The sequence below is a fragment of the Aquincola tertiaricarbonis genome, from assembly GCF_000969605.1.
GTDB classification, from domain to species: domain Bacteria; phylum Pseudomonadota; class Gammaproteobacteria; order Burkholderiales; family Burkholderiaceae_C; genus Aquincola; species Aquincola tertiaricarbonis.
In genome coordinates this window covers 64,486-85,724 of sequence record NZ_JZUE01000011.1, presented here as the reverse complement: position 1 = coordinate 85,724, position 21,239 = coordinate 64,486, and the positions used below count along the sequence as shown (strand labels likewise).

26 protein-coding genes are annotated in these 21,239 nt (G+C 67.8%); 13 read left to right on the top strand and 13 right to left on the bottom strand.

Features of this window, described 5'->3' with window-relative positions; translation table 11 throughout:
• The first annotated feature begins 13 nt into the window (after nt 1-13).
• Together cheD and VO99_RS15080 are read left to right on the top strand one after the other, a co-directional pair.
• Nucleotides 14-745, top strand: coding sequence for a chemoreceptor glutamine deamidase CheD (gene cheD / locus VO99_RS15085; protein WP_083440621.1), 732 nt, complete (start codon nt 14-16; stop codon nt 743-745).
• A gap of 36 nt (nt 746-781) precedes the next feature.
• Nucleotides 782-1,903, top strand: coding sequence for a protein-glutamate methylesterase/protein-glutamine glutaminase (locus VO99_RS15080; protein ID WP_046113814.1), 1,122 nt, complete (start codon nt 782-784; stop codon nt 1,901-1,903).
• 28 nt (nt 1,904-1,931) lie between these two features.
• Here VO99_RS15080 and VO99_RS15075 read toward each other — a convergent pair whose 3' ends face one another.
• Nucleotides 1,932-2,243: a hypothetical protein gene (locus VO99_RS15075; protein WP_232315370.1), complete on the bottom strand. Its 312-nt coding sequence runs from the start codon at nt 2,241-2,243 to the stop codon at nt 1,932-1,934.
• Between the two features lie 117 nt (nt 2,244-2,360).
• Between VO99_RS15075 and VO99_RS15070 the strand changes: the two genes are divergently transcribed.
• Nucleotides 2,361-3,263: a LysR substrate-binding domain-containing protein gene (locus tag VO99_RS15070; protein WP_046113711.1), complete on the top strand. Its 903-nt coding sequence runs from the start codon at nt 2,361-2,363 to the stop codon at nt 3,261-3,263.
• On the opposite strand, the gene hemW is transcribed toward VO99_RS15070, so the two are convergent.
• From hemW to VO99_RS15045, 5 genes are read right to left on the bottom strand one after another with little or no spacing between them, the layout of a single operon-like run.
• Nucleotides 3,232-4,434 carry a radical SAM family heme chaperone HemW gene (gene hemW / locus VO99_RS15065; protein ID WP_046113710.1) on the bottom strand — a complete coding sequence of 401 codons (1,203 nt, stop codon included), beginning with the start codon at nt 4,432-4,434 and terminating at the stop codon, nt 3,232-3,234. The two genes, VO99_RS15070 and hemW, sit on opposite strands and share 32 nt — an antisense overlap.
• Nucleotides 4,435-4,449: 15 nt before the next feature.
• A complete protein-coding gene (locus tag VO99_RS15060) occupies nt 4,450-5,088 on the bottom strand; it encodes a non-canonical purine NTP pyrophosphatase (protein WP_046113813.1) in 639 nt (212 codons plus the stop codon).
• 2 nt (nt 5,089-5,090) lie between these two features.
• Complete coding sequence (gene rph, locus VO99_RS15055) at nt 5,091-5,834, bottom strand: ribonuclease PH (protein WP_046113709.1); 744 nt, start codon at nt 5,832-5,834, stop codon at nt 5,091-5,093.
• Nucleotides 5,835-5,844: 10 nt separating this feature from the next.
• Nucleotides 5,845-6,756, bottom strand: coding sequence for a PP2C family protein-serine/threonine phosphatase (locus VO99_RS15050; RefSeq protein ID WP_046113708.1), 912 nt, complete (start codon nt 6,754-6,756; stop codon nt 5,845-5,847).
• 10 nt (nt 6,757-6,766) lie between these two features.
• Nucleotides 6,767-7,735, bottom strand: coding sequence for a serine/threonine protein kinase (locus VO99_RS15045; protein WP_046113707.1), 969 nt, complete (start codon nt 7,733-7,735; stop codon nt 6,767-6,769).
• A gap of 27 nt (nt 7,736-7,762) precedes the next feature.
• On the opposite strand from VO99_RS15045, the gene VO99_RS15040 reads away from it, so the two are divergent.
• Nucleotides 7,763-8,674 (top strand): YicC/YloC family endoribonuclease, encoded by a 912-nt coding sequence (locus VO99_RS15040; protein ID WP_083440620.1) that lies wholly within the window; start codon nt 7,763-7,765, stop codon nt 8,672-8,674.
• A gap of 45 nt (nt 8,675-8,719) precedes the next feature.
• Here VO99_RS15040 and VO99_RS15035 read toward each other — a convergent pair whose 3' ends face one another.
• Nucleotides 8,720-9,016 (bottom strand): DUF1330 domain-containing protein, encoded by a 297-nt coding sequence (locus VO99_RS15035; protein ID WP_046113705.1) that lies wholly within the window; start codon nt 9,014-9,016, stop codon nt 8,720-8,722.
• Nucleotides 9,017-9,030: 14 nt separating this feature from the next.
• Here VO99_RS15035 and VO99_RS15030 point away from each other — a divergent pair, with 14 nt between their 5' ends.
• On the top strand, nt 9,031-9,669 hold the full coding sequence (locus VO99_RS15030; RefSeq protein ID WP_083440619.1) for a TetR/AcrR family transcriptional regulator: 639 nt from the start codon (nt 9,031-9,033) through the stop codon (nt 9,667-9,669).
• A gap of 32 nt (nt 9,670-9,701) precedes the next feature.
• Here the strand turns inward: VO99_RS15030 and VO99_RS15025 are convergent, their stop codons facing one another.
• From VO99_RS15025 to VO99_RS15010, 4 genes are read right to left on the bottom strand one after another with little or no spacing between them, the layout of a single operon-like run.
• The gene (locus VO99_RS15025; protein WP_046113703.1) at nt 9,702-10,658 is read right to left on the bottom strand and encodes a quinone oxidoreductase family protein; all 957 of its coding nucleotides are present in this window, start codon (nt 10,656-10,658) and stop codon (nt 9,702-9,704) included.
• 39 nt (nt 10,659-10,697) lie between these two features.
• Nucleotides 10,698-11,471 carry an SDR family NAD(P)-dependent oxidoreductase gene (locus VO99_RS15020; RefSeq protein WP_046113702.1) on the bottom strand — a complete coding sequence of 258 codons (774 nt, stop codon included), beginning with the start codon at nt 11,469-11,471 and terminating at the stop codon, nt 10,698-10,700.
• 17 nt (nt 11,472-11,488) lie between these two features.
• Entirely contained in the window at nt 11,489-11,920 is a 432-nt protein-coding gene (locus tag VO99_RS15015) for an ester cyclase (protein WP_046113701.1), read from the bottom strand.
• Nucleotides 11,921-11,945: 25 nt separating this feature from the next.
• Complete coding sequence (locus VO99_RS15010; protein WP_198156955.1) at nt 11,946-12,695, bottom strand: SDR family NAD(P)-dependent oxidoreductase; 750 nt, start codon at nt 12,693-12,695, stop codon at nt 11,946-11,948.
• Nucleotides 12,696-13,078: 383 nt separating this feature from the next.
• Here VO99_RS15010 and VO99_RS15005 point away from each other — a divergent pair, with 383 nt between their 5' ends.
• Nucleotides 13,079-13,822 carry a pirin family protein gene (locus VO99_RS15005; RefSeq protein WP_232315369.1) on the top strand — a complete coding sequence of 248 codons (744 nt, stop codon included), beginning with the start codon at nt 13,079-13,081 and terminating at the stop codon, nt 13,820-13,822.
• Nucleotides 13,823-13,911: 89 nt separating this feature from the next.
• Here the strand turns inward: VO99_RS15005 and VO99_RS15000 are convergent, their stop codons facing one another.
• Nucleotides 13,912-14,349: a nuclear transport factor 2 family protein gene (locus tag VO99_RS15000; RefSeq protein WP_046113698.1), complete on the bottom strand. Its 438-nt coding sequence runs from the start codon at nt 14,347-14,349 to the stop codon at nt 13,912-13,914.
• Nucleotides 14,350-14,609: 260 nt separating this feature from the next.
• Nucleotides 14,610-14,903, bottom strand: coding sequence for an Atu4866 domain-containing protein (locus tag VO99_RS14995; RefSeq protein WP_046113697.1), 294 nt, complete (start codon nt 14,901-14,903; stop codon nt 14,610-14,612).
• Between the two features lie 347 nt (nt 14,904-15,250).
• Between VO99_RS14995 and VO99_RS14990 the strand changes: the two genes are divergently transcribed.
• The 7 genes from VO99_RS14990 to budC all read left to right on the top strand — a co-directional run bounded on the left by VO99_RS14990 (nt 15,251) and on the right by budC (nt 21,228).
• Nucleotides 15,251-16,225 (top strand): AraC family transcriptional regulator, encoded by a 975-nt coding sequence (locus VO99_RS14990; RefSeq protein ID WP_083440618.1) that lies wholly within the window; start codon nt 15,251-15,253, stop codon nt 16,223-16,225.
• Between the two features lie 105 nt (nt 16,226-16,330).
• A complete protein-coding gene (locus VO99_RS14985) occupies nt 16,331-17,287 on the top strand; it encodes an AraC family transcriptional regulator (protein WP_083440617.1) in 957 nt (318 codons plus the stop codon).
• 141 nt (nt 17,288-17,428) lie between these two features.
• On the top strand, nt 17,429-18,334 hold the full coding sequence (locus VO99_RS14980) for an AraC family transcriptional regulator (RefSeq protein ID WP_046113696.1): 906 nt from the start codon (nt 17,429-17,431) through the stop codon (nt 18,332-18,334).
• 157 nt (nt 18,335-18,491) lie between these two features.
• A complete protein-coding gene (locus tag VO99_RS14975) occupies nt 18,492-19,238 on the top strand; it encodes an SDR family oxidoreductase (protein ID WP_046113695.1) in 747 nt (248 codons plus the stop codon).
• Nucleotides 19,239-19,272: 34 nt separating this feature from the next.
• A complete protein-coding gene (locus VO99_RS14970) occupies nt 19,273-19,596 on the top strand; it encodes a putative quinol monooxygenase (protein WP_046113694.1) in 324 nt (107 codons plus the stop codon).
• Nucleotides 19,593-20,426 carry an oxidoreductase gene (locus VO99_RS14965; RefSeq protein WP_046113693.1) on the top strand — a complete coding sequence of 278 codons (834 nt, stop codon included), beginning with the start codon at nt 19,593-19,595 and terminating at the stop codon, nt 20,424-20,426. The genes VO99_RS14970 and VO99_RS14965 overlap by 4 nt, the downstream gene beginning before the upstream one ends.
• A gap of 34 nt (nt 20,427-20,460) precedes the next feature.
• Nucleotides 20,461-21,228 carry a meso-2,3-butanediol dehydrogenase gene (gene budC, locus VO99_RS14960; protein ID WP_046113692.1) on the top strand — a complete coding sequence of 256 codons (768 nt, stop codon included), beginning with the start codon at nt 20,461-20,463 and terminating at the stop codon, nt 21,226-21,228.
• Nucleotides 21,229-21,239 lie beyond the last annotated feature (11 nt).

Sequence of the window (21,239 nt, the reverse complement as noted above, 5' to 3'; positions counted from 1 at the left end):
GGAACGACGTCCCATGTCATTGCCCCACTCCACCGCGGGCGCGCCATCCCTGGCGCTGCGCAAGCCGCCCGTGACACCCGGCATCCAGCCCAACGCAGGGCTGGCGCCCGGCGTGTCCACCGTGGCCGGCGCGCAGCTGGCCAAGCTCAAGGCCCAGCCGCGCAAGCCGGGCGAGGCCTCGTTCTTCTTCTACGAATCGCACTTCAAGAACGTGGCGGTGAAGGTGCTGCCCGGCGAGTACTTCGTGTACGACGAGGACATCCTCATCATGACCACGCTGGGCTCGTGCATCGCCGCCTGCCTGTGGGACCGCGAGCGCCGCATCGGCGGCATGAACCACTTCATGCTGCCCGACGGCGGCGGTGCCAACGACAGCGGCCGCTACGGCTCCTTCGCGATGGAGCTGCTGATCAACGAGATGATGAAGCGCGGCGCCAACCGGATGTCGATGGAGGCCAAGGTCTTCGGCGGCGGCGCGGTGGTCAGCGGCATCAACAGCATCAACGTGGGCGAGCGCAATACCGCCTTCGTGCTGGACTACCTGAAGACCGAGCGCATTCCCGTCGTCAGCAAGGACGTGATGGACGTGTTTCCGCGCAAGGTGGTGCTGCTGCCGGCCAGCGGCAAGGCGATGGTCAAGCGCATGGCCCTGACCAACCCCGATGCGCTGATCGCCCAGGAACGTGGTGCCGCGCAGAAGACCCTGCCGGTCAACAGCGGCGGGGGCTCGGTCGACCTGTTCTGACGACGGCGGCCTTCCAACAAGAAAGCAGTGGACAACATGCCCAAGACCCGCGTGGTGGTGGTGGACGACTCGGCGCTGGTGCGCAGCCTGCTCTCCGAGATCATCAATCGACAGCCGGACATGGAATGTGTCGGCGTGGCCAGCGATCCGTTTGTGGCCCGCGAGACCATCCGCAACCTCAATCCCGACGTCATCACCCTGGACGTGGAGATGCCGCGCATGGACGGGCTGGACTTCCTGTCCAAGCTGATGCGCCTGCGGCCGATGCCGGTGGTGATGGTGTCCACGCTGACCGAGCGCGGCGCCGAGGTGACGCTGCGCGCGCTGGAACTCGGCGCCATCGACTTCGTCGCCAAGCCCAAGATCGGCCTGGCCGACGGCATCAAGCACCTGGCCGAGGAGATCACCGACAAGGTCCGCATGGCTTCCAAGGCGCGCATCCGCCGCAGCCTGGTGCCGGCCACCGCCACGGCCGGCGCGGCCGCGGCCGGCCAGGCCGCCAGCGGTGCGGCGCCGGCGCGGCCGGCGGCCGCGGGCGTGTCGCCGCTGGGCCGGCTGTCCACCGAGAAGATCCTGTTCATCGGCGCCTCCACGGGCGGCACCGAGGCCACCAAGGACGTGCTCACCAACCTGCCGCCGGACTTCCCGGCGGTGATGATCACGCAGCACATGCCGCCCGGCTTCACCACCAGCTACGCCAAGCGGCTGGACGGCCTGGCCCGCATCCGCGTGAAGGAAGCCACCGACGGCGAGCGGGTGCTGCCCGGCCATGCCTACCTGGCCCCCGGCGGCATGCACCTGTCGGTGGAACGCTCGGGCGCCAACTACATCGCGCGGGTGCGCGACGGCGATCCGGTGAACCGCCACAAGCCTTCGGTGGAAGTGCTGTTCGAATCGGCCGCCCGCGTGGTGGGACCGAATGCGCTGGGCCTGATGCTCACCGGCATGGGGGGCGACGGCGCCCGCGCGATGAAGCAGATGCGTGACGCCGGCGCCTACAACGTGTGCCAGGACGAGGCCAGCTGCGTGGTGTTCGGCATGCCGCGCGAGGCCATCGCCCACGGCGCGGCCAACGAGGTGCTGCCACTGGGCCGCATCGCCGGCCACCTGGTCGAGCGGCTGCGCAGCACGGCCGGCCTGTCGACCAACCGCGTCTGACCCGACGGCGGGCCGCCCGGCCCGCGGTTCAGTAGAACGAACGTTCCACGCTGGGCGCCACCGCACCGCGGCTGGCCACCCACAGGCCGTCGGCCTGGCGCACGCGCTCATGCGCCAGCCAGGCACGGGCGTCGGGCGGCAGGCCGATGTCGGCGGCAGTGCGTTCGTCCATGCCGGCCAGCGACTGCAGCGCCTGCGGCGCCAGCACGGGCGCCTGCTGCGCCAGCACGCAGCGCGCGGCCTGCCAGCCGGCGCGCAAGGCATGCCACCAACGCAGCGGCCAAGGGCTGCCGCGTCGCAGGCGGGGGCTGAGGGGCAGGCAGCAAACACTCGGGGACATCATCTTCGGCTCCTGGTACGGCACGGCCGGTTGCCGCGATGGTGGTTACCATAGCTGCCCACCCGCCGGCTGGGAATCGAAGAATCCTGGCCAGTTTGGAAAGCAACGCTTACCAGCATGAGCCGCTTGCCGCTGCACGTCCTGCCCACCTTCTGCACCGTCGCGCGGCTGGCCAACCTGCGCGCGGCGGCGGATGAACTGCACCTCACGCATTCCGCCGTCAGCCAGCAGATCAAGCTGCTGGAAGAGCAGCTGGGCTTCCAGGTGTTCGACCGCCGCGGCCGCCGCATCGCCCTCAATGCCGCCGGCCGTGCACTGCTGCGCAGTGCCGGGCCGGCGCTGGCGATGCTGGACGAGGGCATGCAGGCCGCCGCTGCGGCCGCCGCCGGCAGCGAGCAGCGGGTGCGGCTGACGGTGCTGCCCTCCTTCGCGCAGCGCTGGCTGCTGCCACGCATGGGCCGCTGGCACGCGGCGCATCCGCGCATCGCGCTGGAGATCGATGCTTCGCAGCAGCTGGTGGATGTGCAGCGCGAGGGCTACCACGCCGCGCTGCGGCAGGGCTCGGGCCACTGGCCGCCGCTGGTGGCGCAGCGGCTGGTGGACAGCCCGCTGGTGGTGGTGGGCAGCCCGGCGGCGGCGCGGCGGCTGCTGGGCCAGGGCGCGGCGGCCATCGCTCACGAGGCGCTGCTGGGCAATCCCGGCGTGTGGGAGCACTGGTTCGAGCAGGCCGGCCTGGCGCGCCAGCGCATCAACCCGGTGGCCACCTTCAACGATGCCGGGCTGATGTTGCAGGCCGCGGAGCAGAACCTCGGGCTGGCCATCGTGCGCGAGGTGCTGGCCGTCGATGCGCTGGCCGATGGCCGCCTGATGCGGCTGCATCCGCTGGGCATCGAGCACGACGGCAGCGACAGCTACTACCTGGCCTACCCGCCCGCGCTGGCCGAATGGCCGCCGATCCAGGCGCTGCTGCAGTGGCTGCGCGAGGAGCTCAGGGCAGGAACAGGGCCTGCAGGTCGCTGAGGAAATCGAAGCCGCGGGCGGTGGGCTGCACCCGGGCCGCATCGGCGGTGACCAGGCCCCGGGCCTGCGCCTGCTGCAGCGGCCCGGCGATGGCCGAGGCGGGCAGGCCGGTGCGGTCGGAGAACTGCTGCAGCGTGAAGCCTTCCTTCAGCCGCAGTGCGTTCAGCATGAACTCGAAGGGCAGCTGGTCGCGCGCCACATCGTGTTCGTTGGACACCGCCTGGCCGCCCATCGCCTTGGCCATGTAGGCCGCGGGCTCGCGCCACTTCACCTGCCGCAGGATGCGGTGGGGGAACGACAGCTTGCCGTGCGCGCCGGCGCCGATGCCCAGGTAGTCGCCGAACTGCCAGTAGTTCAGGTTGTGCCAGCAGCGGTGGTCGCCGCGGGCGAAGGCCGACACCTCGTACCGCTGCAGGCCGGTGGCCGCGGTGCGTTCGACGATCAGGTCCAGCATGTCGGACGCCAGGTCGTCGTCGGGCAGCGGCGGCGGATGCGTGGCGAAGAAGGTGTTCGGCTCCAGCGTCAGGTGGTAGATCGACAGGTGCGGCGGCTGGTAGGCCAGCGCGGCATCCAGGTCGGCCTGCAGCGCGGTCAGCGTCTGGCCGGGCAGCGCGTACATCAGGTCGATGTTGAAGGTGTCGAACACCTCGCGCGCCTCTTCCACCGCGGCGCGGGCCTGCGCGCCGTCGTGCACGCGGCCGATGGCCTTCAGCGCCTCGTCATCGAAGCTCTGCACGCCGATGGACAAACGGGTGACGCCAGCCGCATGGAAGGCACGGAAGCGGTCGCGCTCGAAGGTGCCGGGGTTGGCCTCCAGCGTGATCTCGCAGCCCGGCTCCAGCGGCAACCGCGCACGGATGTCGCCCAGCAGCCGGTCGATGGCTGCGGGAGAAAACAAGCTGGGCGTGCCGCCGCCGATGAAGATGCTGTGCACCCGCCGGCCCCACACCAGCGGCAGCGATTGCTCCAGGTCGGCGATGACGGCGTCGAGGTAGGCGGCTTCGGGCAGCTCGCTTTTGCCAGCGGCGGACAGCGTGGCTTGATGAGAATTGAAGTCGCAGTACGGGCACTTCTTCAGGCACCAGGGAAGATGCACGTACAGCGACAACGGCGGCAGCGCCGCCAGGCTCACGCTGCCCGGGCGATGCAGGCGGATCACCGATTCAGCCATGCCGCTTGCGCCCGTTCAGCCCAGCCGCCAGGCGCCGCGCATCAGCGCCGCCAGCTGGCGGGCGGCCAGCGCGCGGTGGCTGTGCTGGTTCTTCAGCTCGGCCGGCAGCTCGGCCACCGCCCGGCCCAACGCCGGAATGTGCAGCAGCGGGTCGTAGCCGAAGCCGCCACTGCCCACGGGCTGCGCCAGCACCGTGCCCTCCCAGCGGCCAAAGGCGATCAGCGGCTCGGGGTCGGCGGCCGATCGCACCGCCACCAGCGTGCTGACGAAGCGCGCGCGCCGGTCGGCCGCGCCAGCCAGGCGCTGCAGCAGCAAGCTGTTGTTGGCCTCGTCCTGGAGCCGGCGCAGCGCTTCGCGGTCCGAGTGGCCGGCGGCCGCCTCGGGCAGCGGCGCGAAGTGCGCCGAGGCCACGCCCGGCTGCCCGCCCAGCGCGTCCACGCACAGGCCGGAATCGTCGGCGATGGCCGGCAGGCCGGTGGCCACCGAGGCATGCCGCGCCTTGGCCAAGCCGTTCTCCACGAAGGTGTGGAAGGGTTCCTCGGCCTCCGTCACGCCCAGCGAGCCCTGCGTCACCAGCTCGATGGGCAGCGCAGCGAACAGCGCCTGCAGCTCCTTGAGCTTCTTGGCGTTGTTGGAGGCCAGCACCAGCCGCAGCATCACGCCCCGCCCAGCGGCGCCGCCAAGGCGGCCTTCTGCGCGGCCACCAGCTCGCCGATGCCCTTGCCGGCCAGGGCCAGCAGCGCGTCCATCTCGGCGCGCGAGAAGCTGGCGCCTTCGGCCGTGCCCTGCACTTCCACGAAGCCGCCGGCGCCGGTCATCACCACGTTCATGTCGGTGTCGCAGGCCGAGTCCTCGGTGTATTCCAGGTCGAGCAGCGGCGTGCCGTCGACGATGCCCACCGACACCGCGGCCACGAAGTCGCGGATCGGGCTTTCCACCAGCAGGCCACGCGCGATCAGCCAGCTGACGGCATCGTGTGCCGCCACGAAGGCGCCGGTGATGGCCGCGGTGCGGGTGCCGCCGTCGGCCTGCAGCACGTCGCAATCGAGGCTGATGGTGCGCTCGCCCAGCTTGGGCAGGTCGAACACGCAGCGCAGCGAGCGGCCGATCAGCCGCTGGATCTCCTGCGTGCGGCCGCTCTGCTTGCCGCGGGCGGCCTCGCGGTCGCCGCGGGTGTGGGTGGCGCGGGGCAGCATGCCGTATTCGGCGGTGACCCAGCCTTCGCCGCTGCCACGCTTGTGCGGCGGCACGCGCTCCTCGACCGAGGCGGTGCACAGCACCTTGGTGTCGCCGAAGGCCACCAGCACCGAGCCTTCGGCATGCTTGGTATAGCCACGGGTGATGGAGACGGCGCGCATGGCGTCCGCGGCGCGGGCACCCGCGCGCAGGTAATCGGTCATCGGGGAACCTTCAGGTCTTTTTCTGGGAGGAGCGGCGGATCGCTTCGTTGATCTCTTTGATCGAACGTTCGATCTCGGCTTCGTCGAGATCGTCGCGGGCCTCGCCGATCACGCTGGCCTGGATGGTAGAGGCAAACACCTCGTCGCCCAGGGCGCGGGTGCTCACCGCCCCCTGCTGCCGCCGGTCTTCCGACGACTCCCATTCCATGGCCAATGCGGTCACGTTGTCGCACTTGGGGCCGCCGTTGCGCAGCGCGGTCTCCACCAGTTCGGGCACGGCTTCGTGGATGGGTTGCTGGCCCAGCCGGTCGGTGATCTCGGTATCGCTCACCGGGCCCCAGAGGCCGTCGGAGCACAGCAGCACCCGGTCGCCCGGCTGCAAGAGCAGCGGGCCGGAGGTGTCGACCACCGGCTTGCCCGGGCTGCCCAGGCAGGTGAACAGCACGTTGCGGTTGAAGCGCTCGCGCATGGGGACCACCTGGCTCAGCGTCTCCTGCAGCTCGGAGTAGCTGTGGTCGCGGGTGCGCGCCACCAGCTTGCCGCCGCGCACCAGGTACAGCCGCGAATCGCCGCAGTGCGCCCAGTAGGCCGCGTCGCCCTGCAGCACGCAGGCCACCAGCGTGGTACGCGGCGTGTCGATCAACGATTTCTCGGTGGCATAGCGCAGCAGCTGCTGGTGGCCGGCGATCAGCCCGTCGTGCAGGAAGCGCAGCGGATCGGACAAGCGCGGCTTGGCATCGCGCTGGAAGCGCGCGGCCAGCGTCTGCAACGCCAGCTGCGCGGCCACCTCGCCCTCCGGATGGCCGCCCATGCCGTCGGCCAGCGCGAACAGCCCCGAATCCCGCGTGTAGCAATAGCCCATGCGGTCTTCGTTCTTCTCGCGGCCGCCCTTGCGGCTGACCTGGTACACGCCGAACCTCATCGCTGGCCCTTCATGACTTGGCGCCGCTCTTCAGGTTCTCGAGCTGCAGCTTCAGGCGCTCGCTGAAGCTGAGCTTGGTGTAGCGCCGCTCCGATTCACGCGCCAGTTCCTTCTGCAGCGCGAACACGCTCTGCGGGCGCGACAGCGGATCGAGCGACATGCACCATTCGGTGACTTCGATCAGGTTGTCGGAGTACACGTTCCGCAGCCGCGACAGGCTCAGCGCCAGCCGGTCCTTCTCGATGCGTTGCGGCGCGTCGTTCGGCGGATAGCCCTGCATGCAGGCATAGATGCAGGCGCCGATGGCGTAGATGTCGGTCCACGGGCCCAGCGTGCCATCGCGGCGGTACATCTCGGGCGCGGCAAAACCCGGCGTGTACATCGGCCGGATGAAATTGCCTTCCTTGCTCAGCACCTCGCGCGCGGCACCGAAATCCAGCAACACCGCCTTGTTGTCGTTGGTGATGAAGATGTTGGCCGGCTTGATGTCCAGGTGCAGCATCTTGTGCTGGTGCACGATGCGCAAACCCCGCAGGATCTCGTCGAACAGCGAACGTATCGTCGATTCCCGAAACACCTTGTCACGCTTGAGTTCGCGCGCGGTCACGATGAAATCCTGCAAGGTATCTCCTTGCAGGTAATTCATGACCATGTAGACGGTTTCGTTCTCGCGAAAGAAATTCAGCACGGAGACCACACTCTGGTGGCTGATCTGCGCGAGGGAGCGGCCTTCTTCGAAGAAACTCTTCAGGCCCAGGCGGTACAGCGGCTGCTTTTCCGGCTTCACCCGCGGGGTGAGTTCACCGGGAGAACGCTCGGCCAGCGATGACGGCAGGTATTCCTTCAGCGCGACGAGATGGCCCTGGTCGTCTTCGGCGAGATAAACCACGCCGAAACCGCCCGCTGCCAGCTTCTTGACGATCTGGTAGCCGCCCACCACGGTGCCAGCAGGCAGCGGGGCAGGTTTGGGCTTTGACATAATCGAATTTTTTGATACAGGGGTTCAATGGCAGTCTACAGCATGACCGGTTATGGCAGCGCCACGGCGAGCGCTGCTGCAAACCCCGAAAACCCGGCCAATTCCGGCGTTGGCGTGACGGTGGAATTGCGTTCGGTGAACAGCCGTTTCCTCGACCTGGCGTTTCGCCTGCCCGACGAGTTGCGCGGCCTGGAGCCGGCGCTGCGCGAGGCCGTGGGCAGCGCCTTCCGCCGCGGCAAGATCGAGCTGCGCCTGGCCGGCCAGCGCGACGCCGACAGTGGCTGGCCGCATCCCGCACCCGAGCAGCTGATGCGCCTGGCTCAGCTGGAAAGCAACGTGCAGACGTGGCTGCCCAAGGCGCAGCCGCTGTCGGTGCACGAGGCGCTGAACTGGTGCCGCAATGCCACGCCGGCCGAGCGGCTGGACGAGGTGGCGCTGGAGGCCACCCGCCAGGCGGTCAAGGCGCTGCAGGAGGCCCGGGCCCGCGAAGGCGACCGGTTGGTGAAGGTGCTGATGGAGCGCATCGGCCGGCTGCGCGAGCTGGCCGAGCAGGCCAAGCCGCTGGTGCCCGCGGTGGTGCAGCGGCAGCAGCAGCGCTTCCTGGAGCGCTGGAACGAGGCGCTTCAGGTGGCCGGGGCCGGCCAGGCGGTGAGCGAGGACGCCCAGCGCGACCGCGCGCTGAACGAGGCAGCCTCCTTCGCCATCCGCATCGACGTGGCCGAGGAACTGGCCCGCCTGACGGCCCACCTCGACGAGATCGAGCGGCTGCTGAAGGCCGGCGGCGAGCTGGGCAAGCGGCTGGACTTCCTGATCCAGGAGCTGCACCGCGAAGCCAACACCATGGGCTCCAAGTCCGCTGCGCTGGAGCTCACCGGGATCTCGGTGGAGATGAAGGTGGCGGTGGAGCAGATGCGGGAGCAGGTGCAAAACCTGGAGTAACACCGCTCCAGCGCGTCCCGCACGACTGCAAGCCCCGGCATGCGCTCACCCGGAAAGCGTATCCACCACCACGATGCCGTTGGATTTCGCGGCCTTGAAGCGCATCTGCTTCAAGGGCTCGTACTCGGGTGAGTCGTAGAAGCGTCTGACCGCTTCCTTGCTGGGGAACTCGAGCACCACCAGGAAGTTGGGCGTCCACTCGCCCTCGTAAGGCACCGGCTTCAAGTCGCGGACGATGGGTCTCGCGCCATGCTGGGCCAGCAAGGCAATGGCGGCGTCTTCATACTTGGCCATGTCTTGTTCATTCCGGATGTCAAGGTCGATCAGGACCAGCGCGGACATGCTTTACTCCTTGCATGAGTTTGATACCGTTCGGTATCGTCACTATAATACCGATCGGTATCGCTCGTCAACGCATGAACCCTGATCTCCACGACCTTCCTCCGCGTGAACGCGTCATCGCGGCAGCGGCCAGGCTCTTCTATGAAGAAGGCATCCGCGGCGTGGGCGTGGAGCGCATCGCTGCCGAGGCCGCCACGACCAAGATGTCGCTCTACCGGCATTTCCACTCGAAGGATGAGCTGGTCGTGCACTGGCTCGGTGAAGTGGCCCGTGCATACGACGGCAGCTGGCGGGCCCTGGAAGCCACCCACGGCGAGACGGCAGCCAAGCTGCTGGGCGGACTGGTGGCCCAGGTGGCCGCGGGACTTTCCGACCCCGACCATCGCGGCTGCCCCCTCTCCAACAGCCTGGTGGAGCTGCCCGACCCGGGTCACCCTGGCCGGGACGTGATCACCGCATACAAGGCAAAGCAGATCGAGCGGCTGCAGCGGCTGTGCGCGGGCCTCGGCGTGTCGGATGCACCCGCCAAGGGGGTGCTGCTGCATGCCCTGTTCGAAGGCGTACAGACGGTCGCCCAGACCATGGACCGCCAGGCGCTGGCCGCATCGCTTCCGGCCTTCGTCAATGCCATTCTCGGCAAGCGGGCCGTCTAGCTCGGACGAGCCGTGGCGAGCTGGCGGACAGGTTACGGCAGCAGGACCAGCGAGCCCGCCTTGGCGCGGGAGGCGATGTCTTGGTGCGCCCTCGCCGCGTCGCGCAATGCGTAGGTGGTGATCGGAACCTCGCCGAACACGCCGGCCTCGTAGGCGGCGAAGACCTCGGCGGTCGCCTGCTCGACGCGGCCCGCCAGGTAGGTGGCCATCGGTCCGCCCACCATCCTCAGGCCGCGCCTGGTCACCGTGGCCTGATCCACGATCGGGGCGCCGGACGCGGCACCGATGGAAGCGATGGTGCCGCCGTCCCTGACCGCCGCCAACGTCGCATCGAACGTCGCCTTGCCCACGAACTCGTAGACCACATCCACCCCGGCCGGCACCCGCTTGCGCACCTGCGCGCCCAGGTCCGCGGCGTCCGATGCCAGGACATGGTCGATGACACCGGCGAGCGCCGCGCGCTTCGATTCGCTGCCTGCGGTGCCGATGACCGTCGCGCCCCTTGCCTTGGCCCAGCGGGCCAGCAGGCTGCCCACGCCGCTGGAAGCGCCCTGCACCAGCACCGTTTCACCGGCCTGCAGCGGGTGATAACCGTTGAGGCCCGCCCAGGCCGTGAGGCCCTTGGTGAGCACCGCGGCGATCTGCTCCGCGCCCAGCTCATCCGGCACGGCCACCAGCGCGCCGGCCTCCACATGCCGCGTCTGCGTGTAGCTGCCCGGCGCCAGGTAGTACGCCACCCGCTGGCCGGGCCGATGGTGGGTGACGCCTGCACCCACCGCCTCGATGAGGCCGACGCCTTCGACGCCGGGGGTCGAGGGCACGGGCACGGGAAACACGCCCTGGCGGAACAGGGTGTCGATGAAGTTCACGCCGATGGCCAGGTGGCGCAGGCGGACCTGGCCGGGGCCGGGCAAGCCGATGTCAGGCTGGTCTTCGACCTCCAGGACTTCAGGGCCGCCGTAGGAATGGAAACGGATGGTGGTGTTCACGATGGAATGCCTTGGTACTGCCGTGATGTGTTGCCGGCTTCAGATGACGGCCAGCAGGCCGCCGTCGACCAGCAGCGCGGTGCCGGTCACATAGCTCGACAGGTCCGAGCCCAGGAAGGCGACGGCGTCGCCGATCTCCGAAGGCTGGCCCAGTCGGCGCAGCGGCGTGCGTTGACGGAAGCCTTCGGCGGCTTCCGCAATGCCGGGCGCAGTGCGCAGCAGGTGGGTATCGATGGTGCCCGGTGCCACCGCGTTCACGCGGATGCCATCCGGCCCCAAGGCATCGGCCAGGGACTTGGCCATCAGGACCACGCCGCCCTTGCTGGTTGAATAAGCCACGGTGATGCCCGCGCCGGACAGGCCGCCCATGCTGGCCATGAGCACGATGCTGCCCTGCTTGCCGTTGGCCTTCATCTGACGCGCCGCAGCCTGCGCGCTGAAGAGCGTGCCGTCCAGGTTCACCGACAGCAGCTTGCGGAAGTCGTCAGCGGACACCTCAGGACCGTCGGCCTTCAGGCTGATGCCGGCGTTGGCCACCATCACGTCCACGCCGCCGTATCGAGCAGCCGCCTCGACGAGCGCGTCGACCTCCTCCTTCTTGCTCACGTCGGCCTTGACGAAGGTCGTCGCGACACCGAGTGCCTTGATCTCGTCCGTCGTGGGCCCGCCACCCTCGCGCGGGTCCGGGCTGATGTCGGACACCACGACGGCGCGGGCGCCGTGCCTGGCCGCGTTGATGGCGATGGCGCGGCCGATGCCACTGGACGCACCGGTGACGACGACCACCTTGTTCTGAAGGATGTTGGTGTTCATGTTGTTCCCTGATTCGCTCATTGCGGCAGCGCATCGAGCTGCTTCAGGACCGAGTACAGGTTGGCAACGCCCCAGTGCTCGGTGATCTTTCCGGCCTGCACGCGCATGGCGTCCACGGTCTCGAACTGGATCGGCTTGCCGGTGGCCGGAATGCCCAGGAAGTCGCCCTGGTGGGTGCCGTGATAGGTCTTGTAGGTCGTCACCACATCGCCTTCGGCGCGCTGCCAGTGGATGACGGCATGGAAATCCGGAAATGCTTCGCGCAGCTTCTTGTACAAGCCCAGGGCGCCGGCCTTGTCGGGCGTGCAATGGGGCTGCGGCGTGTGGTCCAGGAAGTCGTCGGAGAACAGCTCGTCGAACAGGTCCCAATTGCCGCCGCCCTGCACTTCGGCCGTGTTGCGACGAATGACGGCCTTGGCGGCCTCGCTGATGTTGGTGATGTCGCTCATGATGGTTCTTTCGATGGAAGGGGGTTCAGATCTCGAAGCCGCCGATGGTCATGCCGCCGTCGACGACCAGCATCTGGCCCATGACGTAGGAGGAAGCCTCCGAGGCCAACCACACGGCTGCGGCCGCGATCTCCGCGGGACGGGCGCCGCGCCTGGCCGGAATGGCCGAGGTGGCGAGTTCGGCGAAGCCGGGGTTCTGCGCGCTGGCTTGCTTGACCATGGGTGTTTCGGTCCAGCCGGGCGCCAGTGCGTTGATGCGCAGGCCGTGGGCGGCGTTCTCCATGGCGGCAACCCGCGTCAGGCCATGGACGCCATGCTTGGACGCGGCATAGGCGCTCATGCCACCCGGGCCGGTCAGCGCCGCCACCGACGCGGTATTGACGATGGCACCACCGCCGGTGCGCCGCAGCAGCGGAATCTGGTGCTTCATGCCCAGGAAGACGCTCTTGAGGTTGACCGCGATGACCCGGTCGAAGTCTTCCGTGGGGTAGTCCTCGATGCGGTGCGCCTGGCCGGTGATGCCGGCGTTGTTGAACGCCACATCCAGCCGGCCCAGCTCCTTGTCGATGCGGGCGATGAGCTCACGCACCTGCACCTCGTGCGAGACATCGACCGTCGCCGTCAGCACGCGGCCGCCCAGCTCGGCGATGAGATCGCGGGTGGCGGCCAGGCCGCCTTCATCCCGGTCGGCCGCAACGACGAACGCGCCGCGGCTTGCGAAGGCCCGCGCGGCCTCGCGACCGATTCCGGAACCAGCGCCGGTGACCAGGGCCACCTTGTTCTCGAAGTCCTTGAATGCCATTGACTACTCCTTGAAGTGGTGCAGCTCGTTGCTGCATGGTTCGCAGAGTAGGGACGGCCATGGAGTACCGGTAGCCTCTTTGCTTCGATGGAAAGCATCGTTCCTTACGATGGCCGCATCCCGGCGCCCCGCCTCTATCGCATCTGAAGATGGATCCCATCGACACATCCTGGCTTCCCGGCTGTCGATCCGGTTTCTAAGCTTCGTTCCATCGCATTAGACGGAGCGCACACATGACAGTCATCTACCAAACGCCGTATGGAATCCGTACCCCGGAACGGGCAACCCGTCGCGGCATCGCCACCCGCACCAGCGGTCGCATTCACGGGCCCGTGACGCGCCTGGTCAGCCCCCGCATGGCGGGCAGCGCCCTGAAGCCTTTTGTCTTCCTGGACTACTTCGACTTCCAGTCGGCCGGCAGGACGATGTTCCCGATGCATCCGCATTCAGGCATCGCCACCACGACGGTCCTGCTGGAGGGCGGCATGCGCTATGAGGACACCACGGGCGCCAGCGGGGTGCTGGAGGCCGGCTCGGTCGAATGGATGCGTGCCGGCAAGGGCGTGTGGCATGACGGCGTGCCGCTGGCCGGTCAACGCCTGCGCGGCTACCAACTTTGGGTCGCCCTGCCCGAATCGCTCGAACTGGCGCCCGCCCAGAGCCAGTACCTCCAGCCGGCCGACGTGCCGCAGGTGGGCAACGTGCGCGTGATCCTGGGCCAGTACCAGGGCGTGCACAGCAAGGTCAACGCACCCGAAGGCATCCAGTACCTGCATGTCTCCCTGAAGGCCGGCGAACGCATCGAACTGAACCCGCCTGCCGGCCACGACGTGGCCTGGCTGCATGTCGGCCAGGGCGCCCTGTCCAGTGGCGATGACCGCATGGCCGACGAACTGGTGGTCTTCGAAGAAGGCGACCTGCCGATTCGGCTGACGGCCGGGCAGGCCGCCGACTTCGTCTTCGGCACCGCGCGCAAGCATCCGCACGACCTGGTGCTGGGCGCCTACTCGGTGCACACGTCCCATGCCGCGCTTCGGCATGGCGAACATGAGATTGCCCGGCTTGGCGAGCAAATCCGCGCAAGCGGCCGGGCCGTCTGAGTCACCTCAACGCCTCGTCCAGGAGCCCCATCATGCCGGGCGGCGTGCTGCAGTCCATCGCGTTCGGCGGCGTTCACTGCCGCGCCTGGTCAGGCGGCGGCAGTGGCTTCCTGGACCAGCTGCTTGTGCAGCCCGTAGAAGTCGAAGTAGCTGTCGGCGCGGACGATCTTGCCATCCTTGAGCTGGTAGACGTCGCAGAAGTTGACCTGCATCTTGCGGCCCGTCGGCTCGATGGTGCCGGCCGGCGAATGGAAGACGCCCTTGTGCGTGCCCCGGCCGATGCCTTGGGCCACCACATGGTCACCCAGGGCGGTCAGGCTGCGCACCTCGCAGGTCGCGTCCGGGAAGATGTTGAACCAGCTCTTCCACGGGTCGATGATGGCGTTGACGCCGGTGGCCAGGTAGTTGAACGGCACGTCCAGCCATTCACTTTCGGCGGCACCGAAACCGGCAATGGTCTCCAGGTCCTTGGTGTTCACGGCCTCGTACAGGGCGCGGATGCGGTCTACGTTCTGTCGCGTGTTCATGGTGGTTCCTTTCGGTTGGGCCTCGTTGGTGAGGTGAAGAAAGTCTAGGAACCGGACCCGCTTCGTGCCTGCCCAAAACGCCGTATCGACTTGCCGGATTCTGCAAACCAGTGGTCCGTGCGGGCCGCATTTGGCGAGGGCCTCGGACGTCGGTCGTCCACGCGGCATCCCGCCGAACAAGCGTCCAAGAACGACGTCGGGCGCTCCAGCAAGCTGGAAGCGCCCGACGTTGCGCGGCAATTGCGCGGCAATTGCGAGTACTACGGCTGCCTGGCCTCGCGATACAGCACCATGCCCGCGTGGTACAGGATGCCGTCGCGGAACTCGCCGTCGGCCGTGAAGCCGGTGTCGTCCACGTAGTCGATGTGGTTGCCGGTGATGCGGTAGCGGCCTTGATAGGCGCTCTGCTTCTTGCCGCGGGCCTCGTCGTAACGACCGTTCGGCAGCAGCTCATGGCGGATGTAGCCGTCGGCGGTCACCCACATGCCCACGTAGGGGTGGCTGGCGGTGCTTGCGGTCTTGGCGGAAGAACGTTGCGTGGCTGTCGTGCTCATGGTTGCTCCTTTGGACAGGGGTTCAGGACTGTTGGCCCAGGCGGCCACCGGCACAACCCACATCGCCGCCGAAGCAACGGCGAGCAGGACCGTGATTCCATAGACGGAGGTGTGTCGCTTCATCTCATCTCTCCAGGGCGGGTCGGTTGCGATGGAAGAGACTCTAGGAAGCGACTGCCTCCGGCATTGGCTCGATCCGCCGGCTGACTTGCCTGTTCCTGCAAAGCCTGCCACCCGGGGTCACCCACCCGACGCTCACTTGCCCATTCGTCGCGGATGCTTGCCCATACCGGCCTCGATCGCTCCGCACGCTCGCCAGGCGGCCGACCGCGGCCTAAGCTCGGCGCATGTCCAGCAACAACGTCACGCGGCCTTGCCTGCAGCGCCGGGACACGGCCGTGGAAGCCGTGCTGCGGCGTGCCGAACTTGCCGCCTGCATCGAACGCCATGCGCCTCGCGAGGGCGTGTTCTCCACGCCCATTCCGCGTCTCTCGCTGATACGGGTCCACCGGATGGATCATCCGGTTCACGCCGTCCATGAACCCGCCCTGTGCCTGCTGGCCCAGGGCAGCAAGCGGGTGCTGCTGGGCGGGGAGGCCTACGTCTACGACCCGGCCACCTACCTCGTCGTCTCGCAGCCCCTGCCGGTCTCCGGTCAGGTGATGAACGCGACGCCCGAGCTGCCGTATCTCGCCATCCGGCTGCAATACGACACCCAGGAACTGGCTTCGCTGCTGTCCGGCATGGGAAGGCAGGGACCGTCCATCGTGCAAGGCGCCTACCGTGGGGTGATGACCGCCGACGTCACTGCGCCGCTGCTCGATGCGGTGCTGCGCCTGGTCAGGCTGCTGGATTCGCCGCAGGACATCGAGCCGTTGGCACCGCCGACCATCCGCGAGATCCTCTACCGGCTGCTCACCGGCCCCTGTGGGCACCGACTCGCGCAAGGAGCGCTGGCGGACAGCGCGAGCCATCGCGTCTCCAGAGCCATCGACTGGCTTCGCGACCACTACAGGGAGCCGCTGGCACTGGACCGGATGGCGGAGGCGGCCCACCTGGGCCTGTCCGCGCTTCGCACCCACTTCAAGTCCACCACGGCGATGAGCCCGCTCCAGTACCAGCAGCACCTGCGACTGCAGGCAGCGCGCCGCCTCCTGGTCACCGGGCGACTCGACCCGGCCAGCGCCGGCCGCCAGGTTGGCTATGCCAGCGCGTCCCGGTTCAGCCGCGACTACGCCCGGATGTTCGGTGCCGCGCCGGCGAAGGACGCAGCGCGCTGTCGCCAGGGCTTGCACGGGGCCCTACCCCATTTGGGAGAGTGAGATCGCTGGCCGTCATGTCAACGTGGGGCTTGCCGAGCCGGGCAAGCCTTCTGGCTCACCCTGTCATTGCCGCTGAAGGCCTTTCCCTGAGGTAACGTTCAAGCCATGGCCACCCAAGACATTGCTTTACCTGTTGCGGCGCCTCGCCTTTCCGCAGTACCCCACCCTGCTCCGCCCGACGGCGGCCGCATCCACGAGCTGGCCGGGTTGGTGGCGCGGCATGCGCCACGGGATGGCATCTGCCCGACGTCCATTCCACGGCTGTCCGCCATCAAGCTGTCCGCACCCGGCGAAGAGCTTGTGCACGCGCTGCACCAGCCCGCCGTCTGCATCATCGCGCAGGGTGCCAAGCGCGTGATGCTGCGCGATGAGATCTACAGCTACGACGCGTCGAGGTTCCTCGTCTTCTCCACCGATCTGCCAGTCAGCGCGCAGGTCACGCACGCCAGCTTCCATGAGCCGTATCTGTGCTTCCGGCTGGACCTGGATCCCGCGGAGGTGTCGGAACTCGTGCTGCAGCTGGGCCCGCCGGCAGCGCCCAGGGCGCGGACATCGCGCGGCCTGTTCCTCAGCAACGTCACCGACGGGATGCTGGACGCGGCCATCCGCATCATGCGGCTGCTCGATTCGCCGGAGGACGCCGCCATGCTGGCGCCACTGGCGGCCCGCGAGCTGGTGTACCGGCTGCTGCGCAGCGAGCAGGGCGAGCGACTGGCCCAGATCGCGAGGGCCGACAGTCACGCCAGCCGCGTGATGCGTGCGGTGACCTGGCTGAAGACCCACTTTGCAGAGCCGCTGAAGGTGGATGACCTGGCGCGCGAGTGCTGCATGAGCACGTCGTCGCTGCACCACCACTTCCGCGCGGTGACATCGATGAGTCCGCTGCAGTACCAGAAGCAGCTGCGCCTGCAGGAAGCACGGCGCCTGCTGCTGAGCGATGGCATCGAGGTCTCGCGCGCTGGCTACACGGTCGGCTACGAGAGCGCATCGCAGTTCAGCCGCGAGTACAGCCGGCTGTTCGGCCTTCCTCCGTCGAAGGACGTGGCGCTGCGGCGGCCATGAGCATGTCCGGCCGGCACCCCGTGGGTGTCGGTGGCTACCACCTTTGCCGTAGTCCGGATGGGTGGCCAAGCCGAGGTCCCCGCTGACGCCGCGCCGGGCGCGCCGCGTGCACCATGGATGCAAACTTGGGTACAAGAAGCCATGGACTTCGCAACCAGCACCGCCGAGGCGCTCGATGAGCGTGTACCGGGCGAACTGATAGCCACCAGCAAGGGCACGCCATGGCGCGACCTGTTCGTGCAGATGTTCACCCGCCGGCCCGTGCAGGACAGCCTGCTCATTCCCGCAGTGCCGGAACCACTCATCGTGTGGGTGGTGTCAGGGGCGGCCCTGGTGGAGGAACGACCGCTGGAAGGCGAATGGATGGGCAATGAGGTCAGGGAGGGCGACTTCTTCCTCCAGACATCGCCCCTGCCGTGTGAGCTCCGCTGGCGCACGCTGACGCATGAGCCGTTTCGGGTGATGCATGTCTACCTGGGCCTGCCGCTGATCCGTCGGGCCGTCATCGACGTCTACGGACCGGAAGCCGCGAACGTCCAGCTGCGAGAGATTTCCGGGGGCACGGACACCGTCATCACCCACCAGCTGGGCATTCTTCGCGACGAGCTGGTGGACCGGAGGACCCCGAGCTCCATGCTGGTCCAGGGCCTGGCGAGCAGCCTGGCGGTTCACCTGGTCCGCTCCTATGCGAGCGAAGCGCCGGCATCGGCCGCACCCCACGGCGGGCTGCCTGCATTCAAGATGCACCGGGTCCTGCAGGCGATGCAGGAGCGCCTGGACCAGGAGCTCGACCTCAGCCGGCTTGCGCGTGAGGTCCAGCTCAGTGATTCGCACTTCTCCCGCTGCTTCAAGAAGAGCACGGGCTTCTCACCGTCGCAGTACCTCACCAGGCTGCGCATGGAACGGGCACGCCGCCTGTTGCGGGAGACGGAGATGCCGATCGTCGAAGTGGGCCTGGAGGTGGGATACGCCAGCCCGAGCCACTTCGCACAGGTGTTCCGCAAGGAGGTAGGCGTACTTCCGAGCGACTATCGAAGCGTGCGCTGAGCCAGCTGGACAGCGGCAGCAAAACCTCGATATCGAGAGCAAATCCACGAGCGACCGAGCAGACGTCCGTCGGCACCATGGGAACCGTGCCAGCTGCGATACAGCAACCCGTTCGCAGTTGGCACGACCTCCAACCCAATTGCCGAAAGGAACTGTCATGTCGCTCAATGGAAAGATTGCCCTGGTCACTGGTGCTTCGAGTGGCATCGGCGCCGCCACCGCCCTGAAGCTGGCAGCTGCCGGCGCCAAGGTCGGCCTGGCCGCCCGCCGCATCGACCGGCTGAACAAGCTGGTCGACCAGATCAAGACCGCTGGTGGCGAAGCCATCGCCATCCCGATGGACGTGGTGGACCGCGCGTCCGTGGAAGCAGGCGTCGAGAAGCTGGTGCAGGCCTACGGCGGCCTGGACATCGTCTTCAACAACGCCGGCCTGATGCCCATCTCCGACGTGGCCTCGCTGAAGGTCGACGAATGGCATCGCATGGTCGACGTCAACGTCAAGGGCCTGATGAACAGCACGGCCGCGACGCTGCCGCATCTCATCAAGCGCGGCTCGGGCCACTTCGTCAACACCTCGTCCATCGCCGGCCGCAAGGTGTTCCCGGGACTGGCCGTGTACTGCGCGACCAAGCACGCCGTCTCCGCCTTCACCGAAGCGCTGCGGCTGGAAGTGGGCAAGAAGCACCACATCCGCGTCACCAGCATCCAGCCGGGCGCCGTGGACACCGAGCTGTTCACCCACATCACCGACCAGGGCTACCGTGACCAGATGGAAGGCCTGCGCGAGCAGATGTCCTTCCTCAGCAGCGACAACATCGCCGACACGGTGCTGTTCGCGCTGCAGGCGCCGGCCCACGTCGACGTGGCCGAGCTGTTCGTGCTGCCGACCGACCAACCCTGGTGATCGGTCACCGTCTGCAATCGAAAGGACCGTCCGTATGAATCCCGTATCCAAGATTGCGTTCTTCGAGTCCGTTGCAGGCAAGGAGGGTGAGCTGGGCGACTGCCTGCTGGCCCTCGTCGAGCCGAGTCGCAGGGAATCCGGCAGCCGTCGCTACGAGATTCTCCAGAACGCAGACGACCCGAGGCAGTGGGTGGTGGTCGAGGACTGGGCCTCTTCGGACGCCTTCGACTTCCACATGGACACGCCCTACGTCAGGGCCTTCATGGACCGGGTGCCCCTGCTTTGCGGCGGGACACCCGAGATCCGCACCTTCATCAAGCGATCGAGCACTGACGTGCGTGGAAAGGAGCATGCATGAATGACGACAAGAAGGTCTGGTTGATCACAGGCTGCTCGAGTGGCTTCGGCCGTCACATCGCCGAGCACCTGCTCGAGCGAGGTCGTCAGGTCGTGGTCACGGCCAGGAACCTCAAGGCAGTCGCCGACCTGGGTGAACATCCTGGAGCCCTGCTGGTCCAGCTGGACGTCACTTCGGCCGGGCAGTGCGACGCTGCCATCAGGCAGGTGAAGGAGCGGTTCGGTCGACTCGACGTGCTGGTGAACAACGCCGGCATCGGCTACTTCGCCGCCGTGGAGGAAACGCCTGCCGAACAGGCGCACCGCCTGTTCGACGTGAACTACTTCGGCACGTCGAACATGATCCGTGCGACCTTGCCCCTGATGCGCGAGCAGCGCTCCGGCGTCATCGCGAACCTCACCTCCATCGGCGGCCTCTGCGGCTTTCCAGCGGTGGGGCACTACTGCGCCTCGAAGTTCGCGGTCGAAGGTCTCTCGGACACGCTGCGTGCGGAACTGTCGCCGCTGGGCATCCATGTGATGACCATCGAGCCCAGCGCATTCCGCACCGAGTGGGCGGGCGCCTCGAACGAGACCCCGTCGCCGATCGCGGACTACGACCCGACGGCCGGCGCCGCCAGGCGTGCATACCACGAGTCCGTGGGCAAGCAGGCCGGCGACCCTGCACGCGCGGCGAAGGTGATCGCCGACGCGGTGGAGTCGGCCTCGCCGCCCCGGTTCCTCCTGTTGGGCAAGGACGCGCACGACGCCGCCATGAAGAAGGTGGAGGACATGCGGTCTGAATTCCTCCGGTGGAAACAGTCCGCGATCGACGCCGATTTCCCCGCATGAACATGCGCACACAAAGGCACAAGGGAGCTTCAAGATGAATCGATTCGAAGGCAAGGTGGTGCTCGTCACCGGCGGCGGCTCCGGCATCGGGCTGGCGACCGTCAAGAGATTCCTGAGCGAAGGCGCCAGCGTCGTGGTGGCCGGCCGCAGCGAAAAGCGGCTCAAGGACGCCGTGGCGGGCATGCCCGAGGACAAGGTCCTGGCGGTGGCCACCGACGTCTCGTCGCGGGAGCAATGCGACCGACTGGTTGCAGAGGCCGTTGCCCGCTTCGGCCGCCTGGACACGGTGGTGAATGCAGCCGGGATGAACCTGGTCGGCTCCGTCAGTGACACGAGCGACGAGAGCTGGCGTCAATGCATGGGCTCGGACCTGGACAGCATCTTCTACATCGCCCGAGCGGCGCTGGTGCACCTGCGCAAGACGCGGGGCTCCATCGTGAACGTGGGTTCGGTGTCCTCGCTCGGCGGAGGCTGGAGCCATGCCGCGTACTGCGCCGCCAAGGCGGGCGTCGCCAACCTGACCCGCTCCATCGCCTGCGACAACGGTCGTTTCGGCGTTCGCGCCAACACCGTCTGCCCTGGCTTGACCATCACGGGGATGGTGGACGGGATCATGGACGACCAGGCCCTCCTGGAGAAGGCCTGGGAGCGCATTCCGCTGCGACGCGCAGGCCAGCCCGAGGAGATCGCCTCTGCCGTGGCCTACCTGGCCAGCGACGAGGCCGCCTTCATCACCGGCATCACCCTGGCCGTCGACGGCGGCCAGACGTGCACCGACGGTGGGCCCGAGTGGGGCAAGTGACCCTCGCCAAG

Excerpts from the sequence above, each read along its gene's own strand:
- VO99_RS15005 (WP_232315369.1), top strand. The coding sequence starts at position 13,079 with ATGGCGGGCAGCGCCCTGAAGCCTTTTGTCTTCCTGGACTACTTCGAC.
- VO99_RS14980 (WP_046113696.1), top strand. The coding sequence starts at position 17,429 with ATGGACTTCGCAACCAGCACCGCCGAGGCGCTCGATGAGCGTGTACCG.
- rph (WP_046113709.1), bottom strand. The coding sequence starts at position 5,834 with ATGACCGATTACCTGCGCGCGGGTGCCCGCGCCGCGGACGCCATGCGC.
- VO99_RS14990 (WP_083440618.1), top strand. The coding sequence starts at position 15,251 with ATGTCCAGCAACAACGTCACGCGGCCTTGCCTGCAGCGCCGGGACACG.
- VO99_RS15040 (WP_083440620.1), top strand. The coding sequence starts at position 7,763 with ATGGCAGTCTACAGCATGACCGGTTATGGCAGCGCCACGGCGAGCGCT.
- VO99_RS15075 (WP_232315370.1), bottom strand. The coding sequence starts at position 2,243 with ATGTCCCCGAGTGTTTGCTGCCTGCCCCTCAGCCCCCGCCTGCGACGC.
- VO99_RS14965 (WP_046113693.1), top strand. The coding sequence starts at position 19,593 with ATGAATGACGACAAGAAGGTCTGGTTGATCACAGGCTGCTCGAGTGGC.
- VO99_RS15015 (WP_046113701.1), bottom strand. The coding sequence starts at position 11,920 with ATGAGCGACATCACCAACATCAGCGAGGCCGCCAAGGCCGTCATTCGT.
- VO99_RS15000 (WP_046113698.1), bottom strand. The coding sequence starts at position 14,349 with ATGAACACGCGACAGAACGTAGACCGCATCCGCGCCCTGTACGAGGCC.
- VO99_RS14985 (WP_083440617.1), top strand. The coding sequence starts at position 16,331 with ATGGCCACCCAAGACATTGCTTTACCTGTTGCGGCGCCTCGCCTTTCC.
- VO99_RS15080 (WP_046113814.1), top strand. The coding sequence starts at position 782 with ATGCCCAAGACCCGCGTGGTGGTGGTGGACGACTCGGCGCTGGTGCGC.
- VO99_RS14995 (WP_046113697.1), bottom strand. The coding sequence starts at position 14,903 with ATGAGCACGACAGCCACGCAACGTTCTTCCGCCAAGACCGCAAGCACC.
- VO99_RS15050 (WP_046113708.1), bottom strand. The coding sequence starts at position 6,756 with ATGAGGTTCGGCGTGTACCAGGTCAGCCGCAAGGGCGGCCGCGAGAAG.
- VO99_RS14975 (WP_046113695.1), top strand. The coding sequence starts at position 18,492 with ATGTCGCTCAATGGAAAGATTGCCCTGGTCACTGGTGCTTCGAGTGGC.
- VO99_RS15045 (WP_046113707.1), bottom strand. The coding sequence starts at position 7,735 with ATGTCAAAGCCCAAACCTGCCCCGCTGCCTGCTGGCACCGTGGTGGGC.
- VO99_RS15020 (WP_046113702.1), bottom strand. The coding sequence starts at position 11,471 with ATGAACACCAACATCCTTCAGAACAAGGTGGTCGTCGTCACCGGTGCG.
- hemW (WP_046113710.1), bottom strand. The coding sequence starts at position 4,434 with ATGGCTGAATCGGTGATCCGCCTGCATCGCCCGGGCAGCGTGAGCCTG.
- VO99_RS14970 (WP_046113694.1), top strand. The coding sequence starts at position 19,273 with ATGAATCCCGTATCCAAGATTGCGTTCTTCGAGTCCGTTGCAGGCAAG.
- VO99_RS15030 (WP_083440619.1), top strand. The coding sequence starts at position 9,031 with ATGAGTTTGATACCGTTCGGTATCGTCACTATAATACCGATCGGTATC.
- budC (WP_046113692.1), top strand. The coding sequence starts at position 20,461 with ATGAATCGATTCGAAGGCAAGGTGGTGCTCGTCACCGGCGGCGGCTCC.
- VO99_RS15070 (WP_046113711.1), top strand. The coding sequence starts at position 2,361 with ATGAGCCGCTTGCCGCTGCACGTCCTGCCCACCTTCTGCACCGTCGCG.
- VO99_RS15035 (WP_046113705.1), bottom strand. The coding sequence starts at position 9,016 with ATGTCCGCGCTGGTCCTGATCGACCTTGACATCCGGAATGAACAAGAC.
- cheD (WP_083440621.1), top strand. The coding sequence starts at position 14 with ATGTCATTGCCCCACTCCACCGCGGGCGCGCCATCCCTGGCGCTGCGC.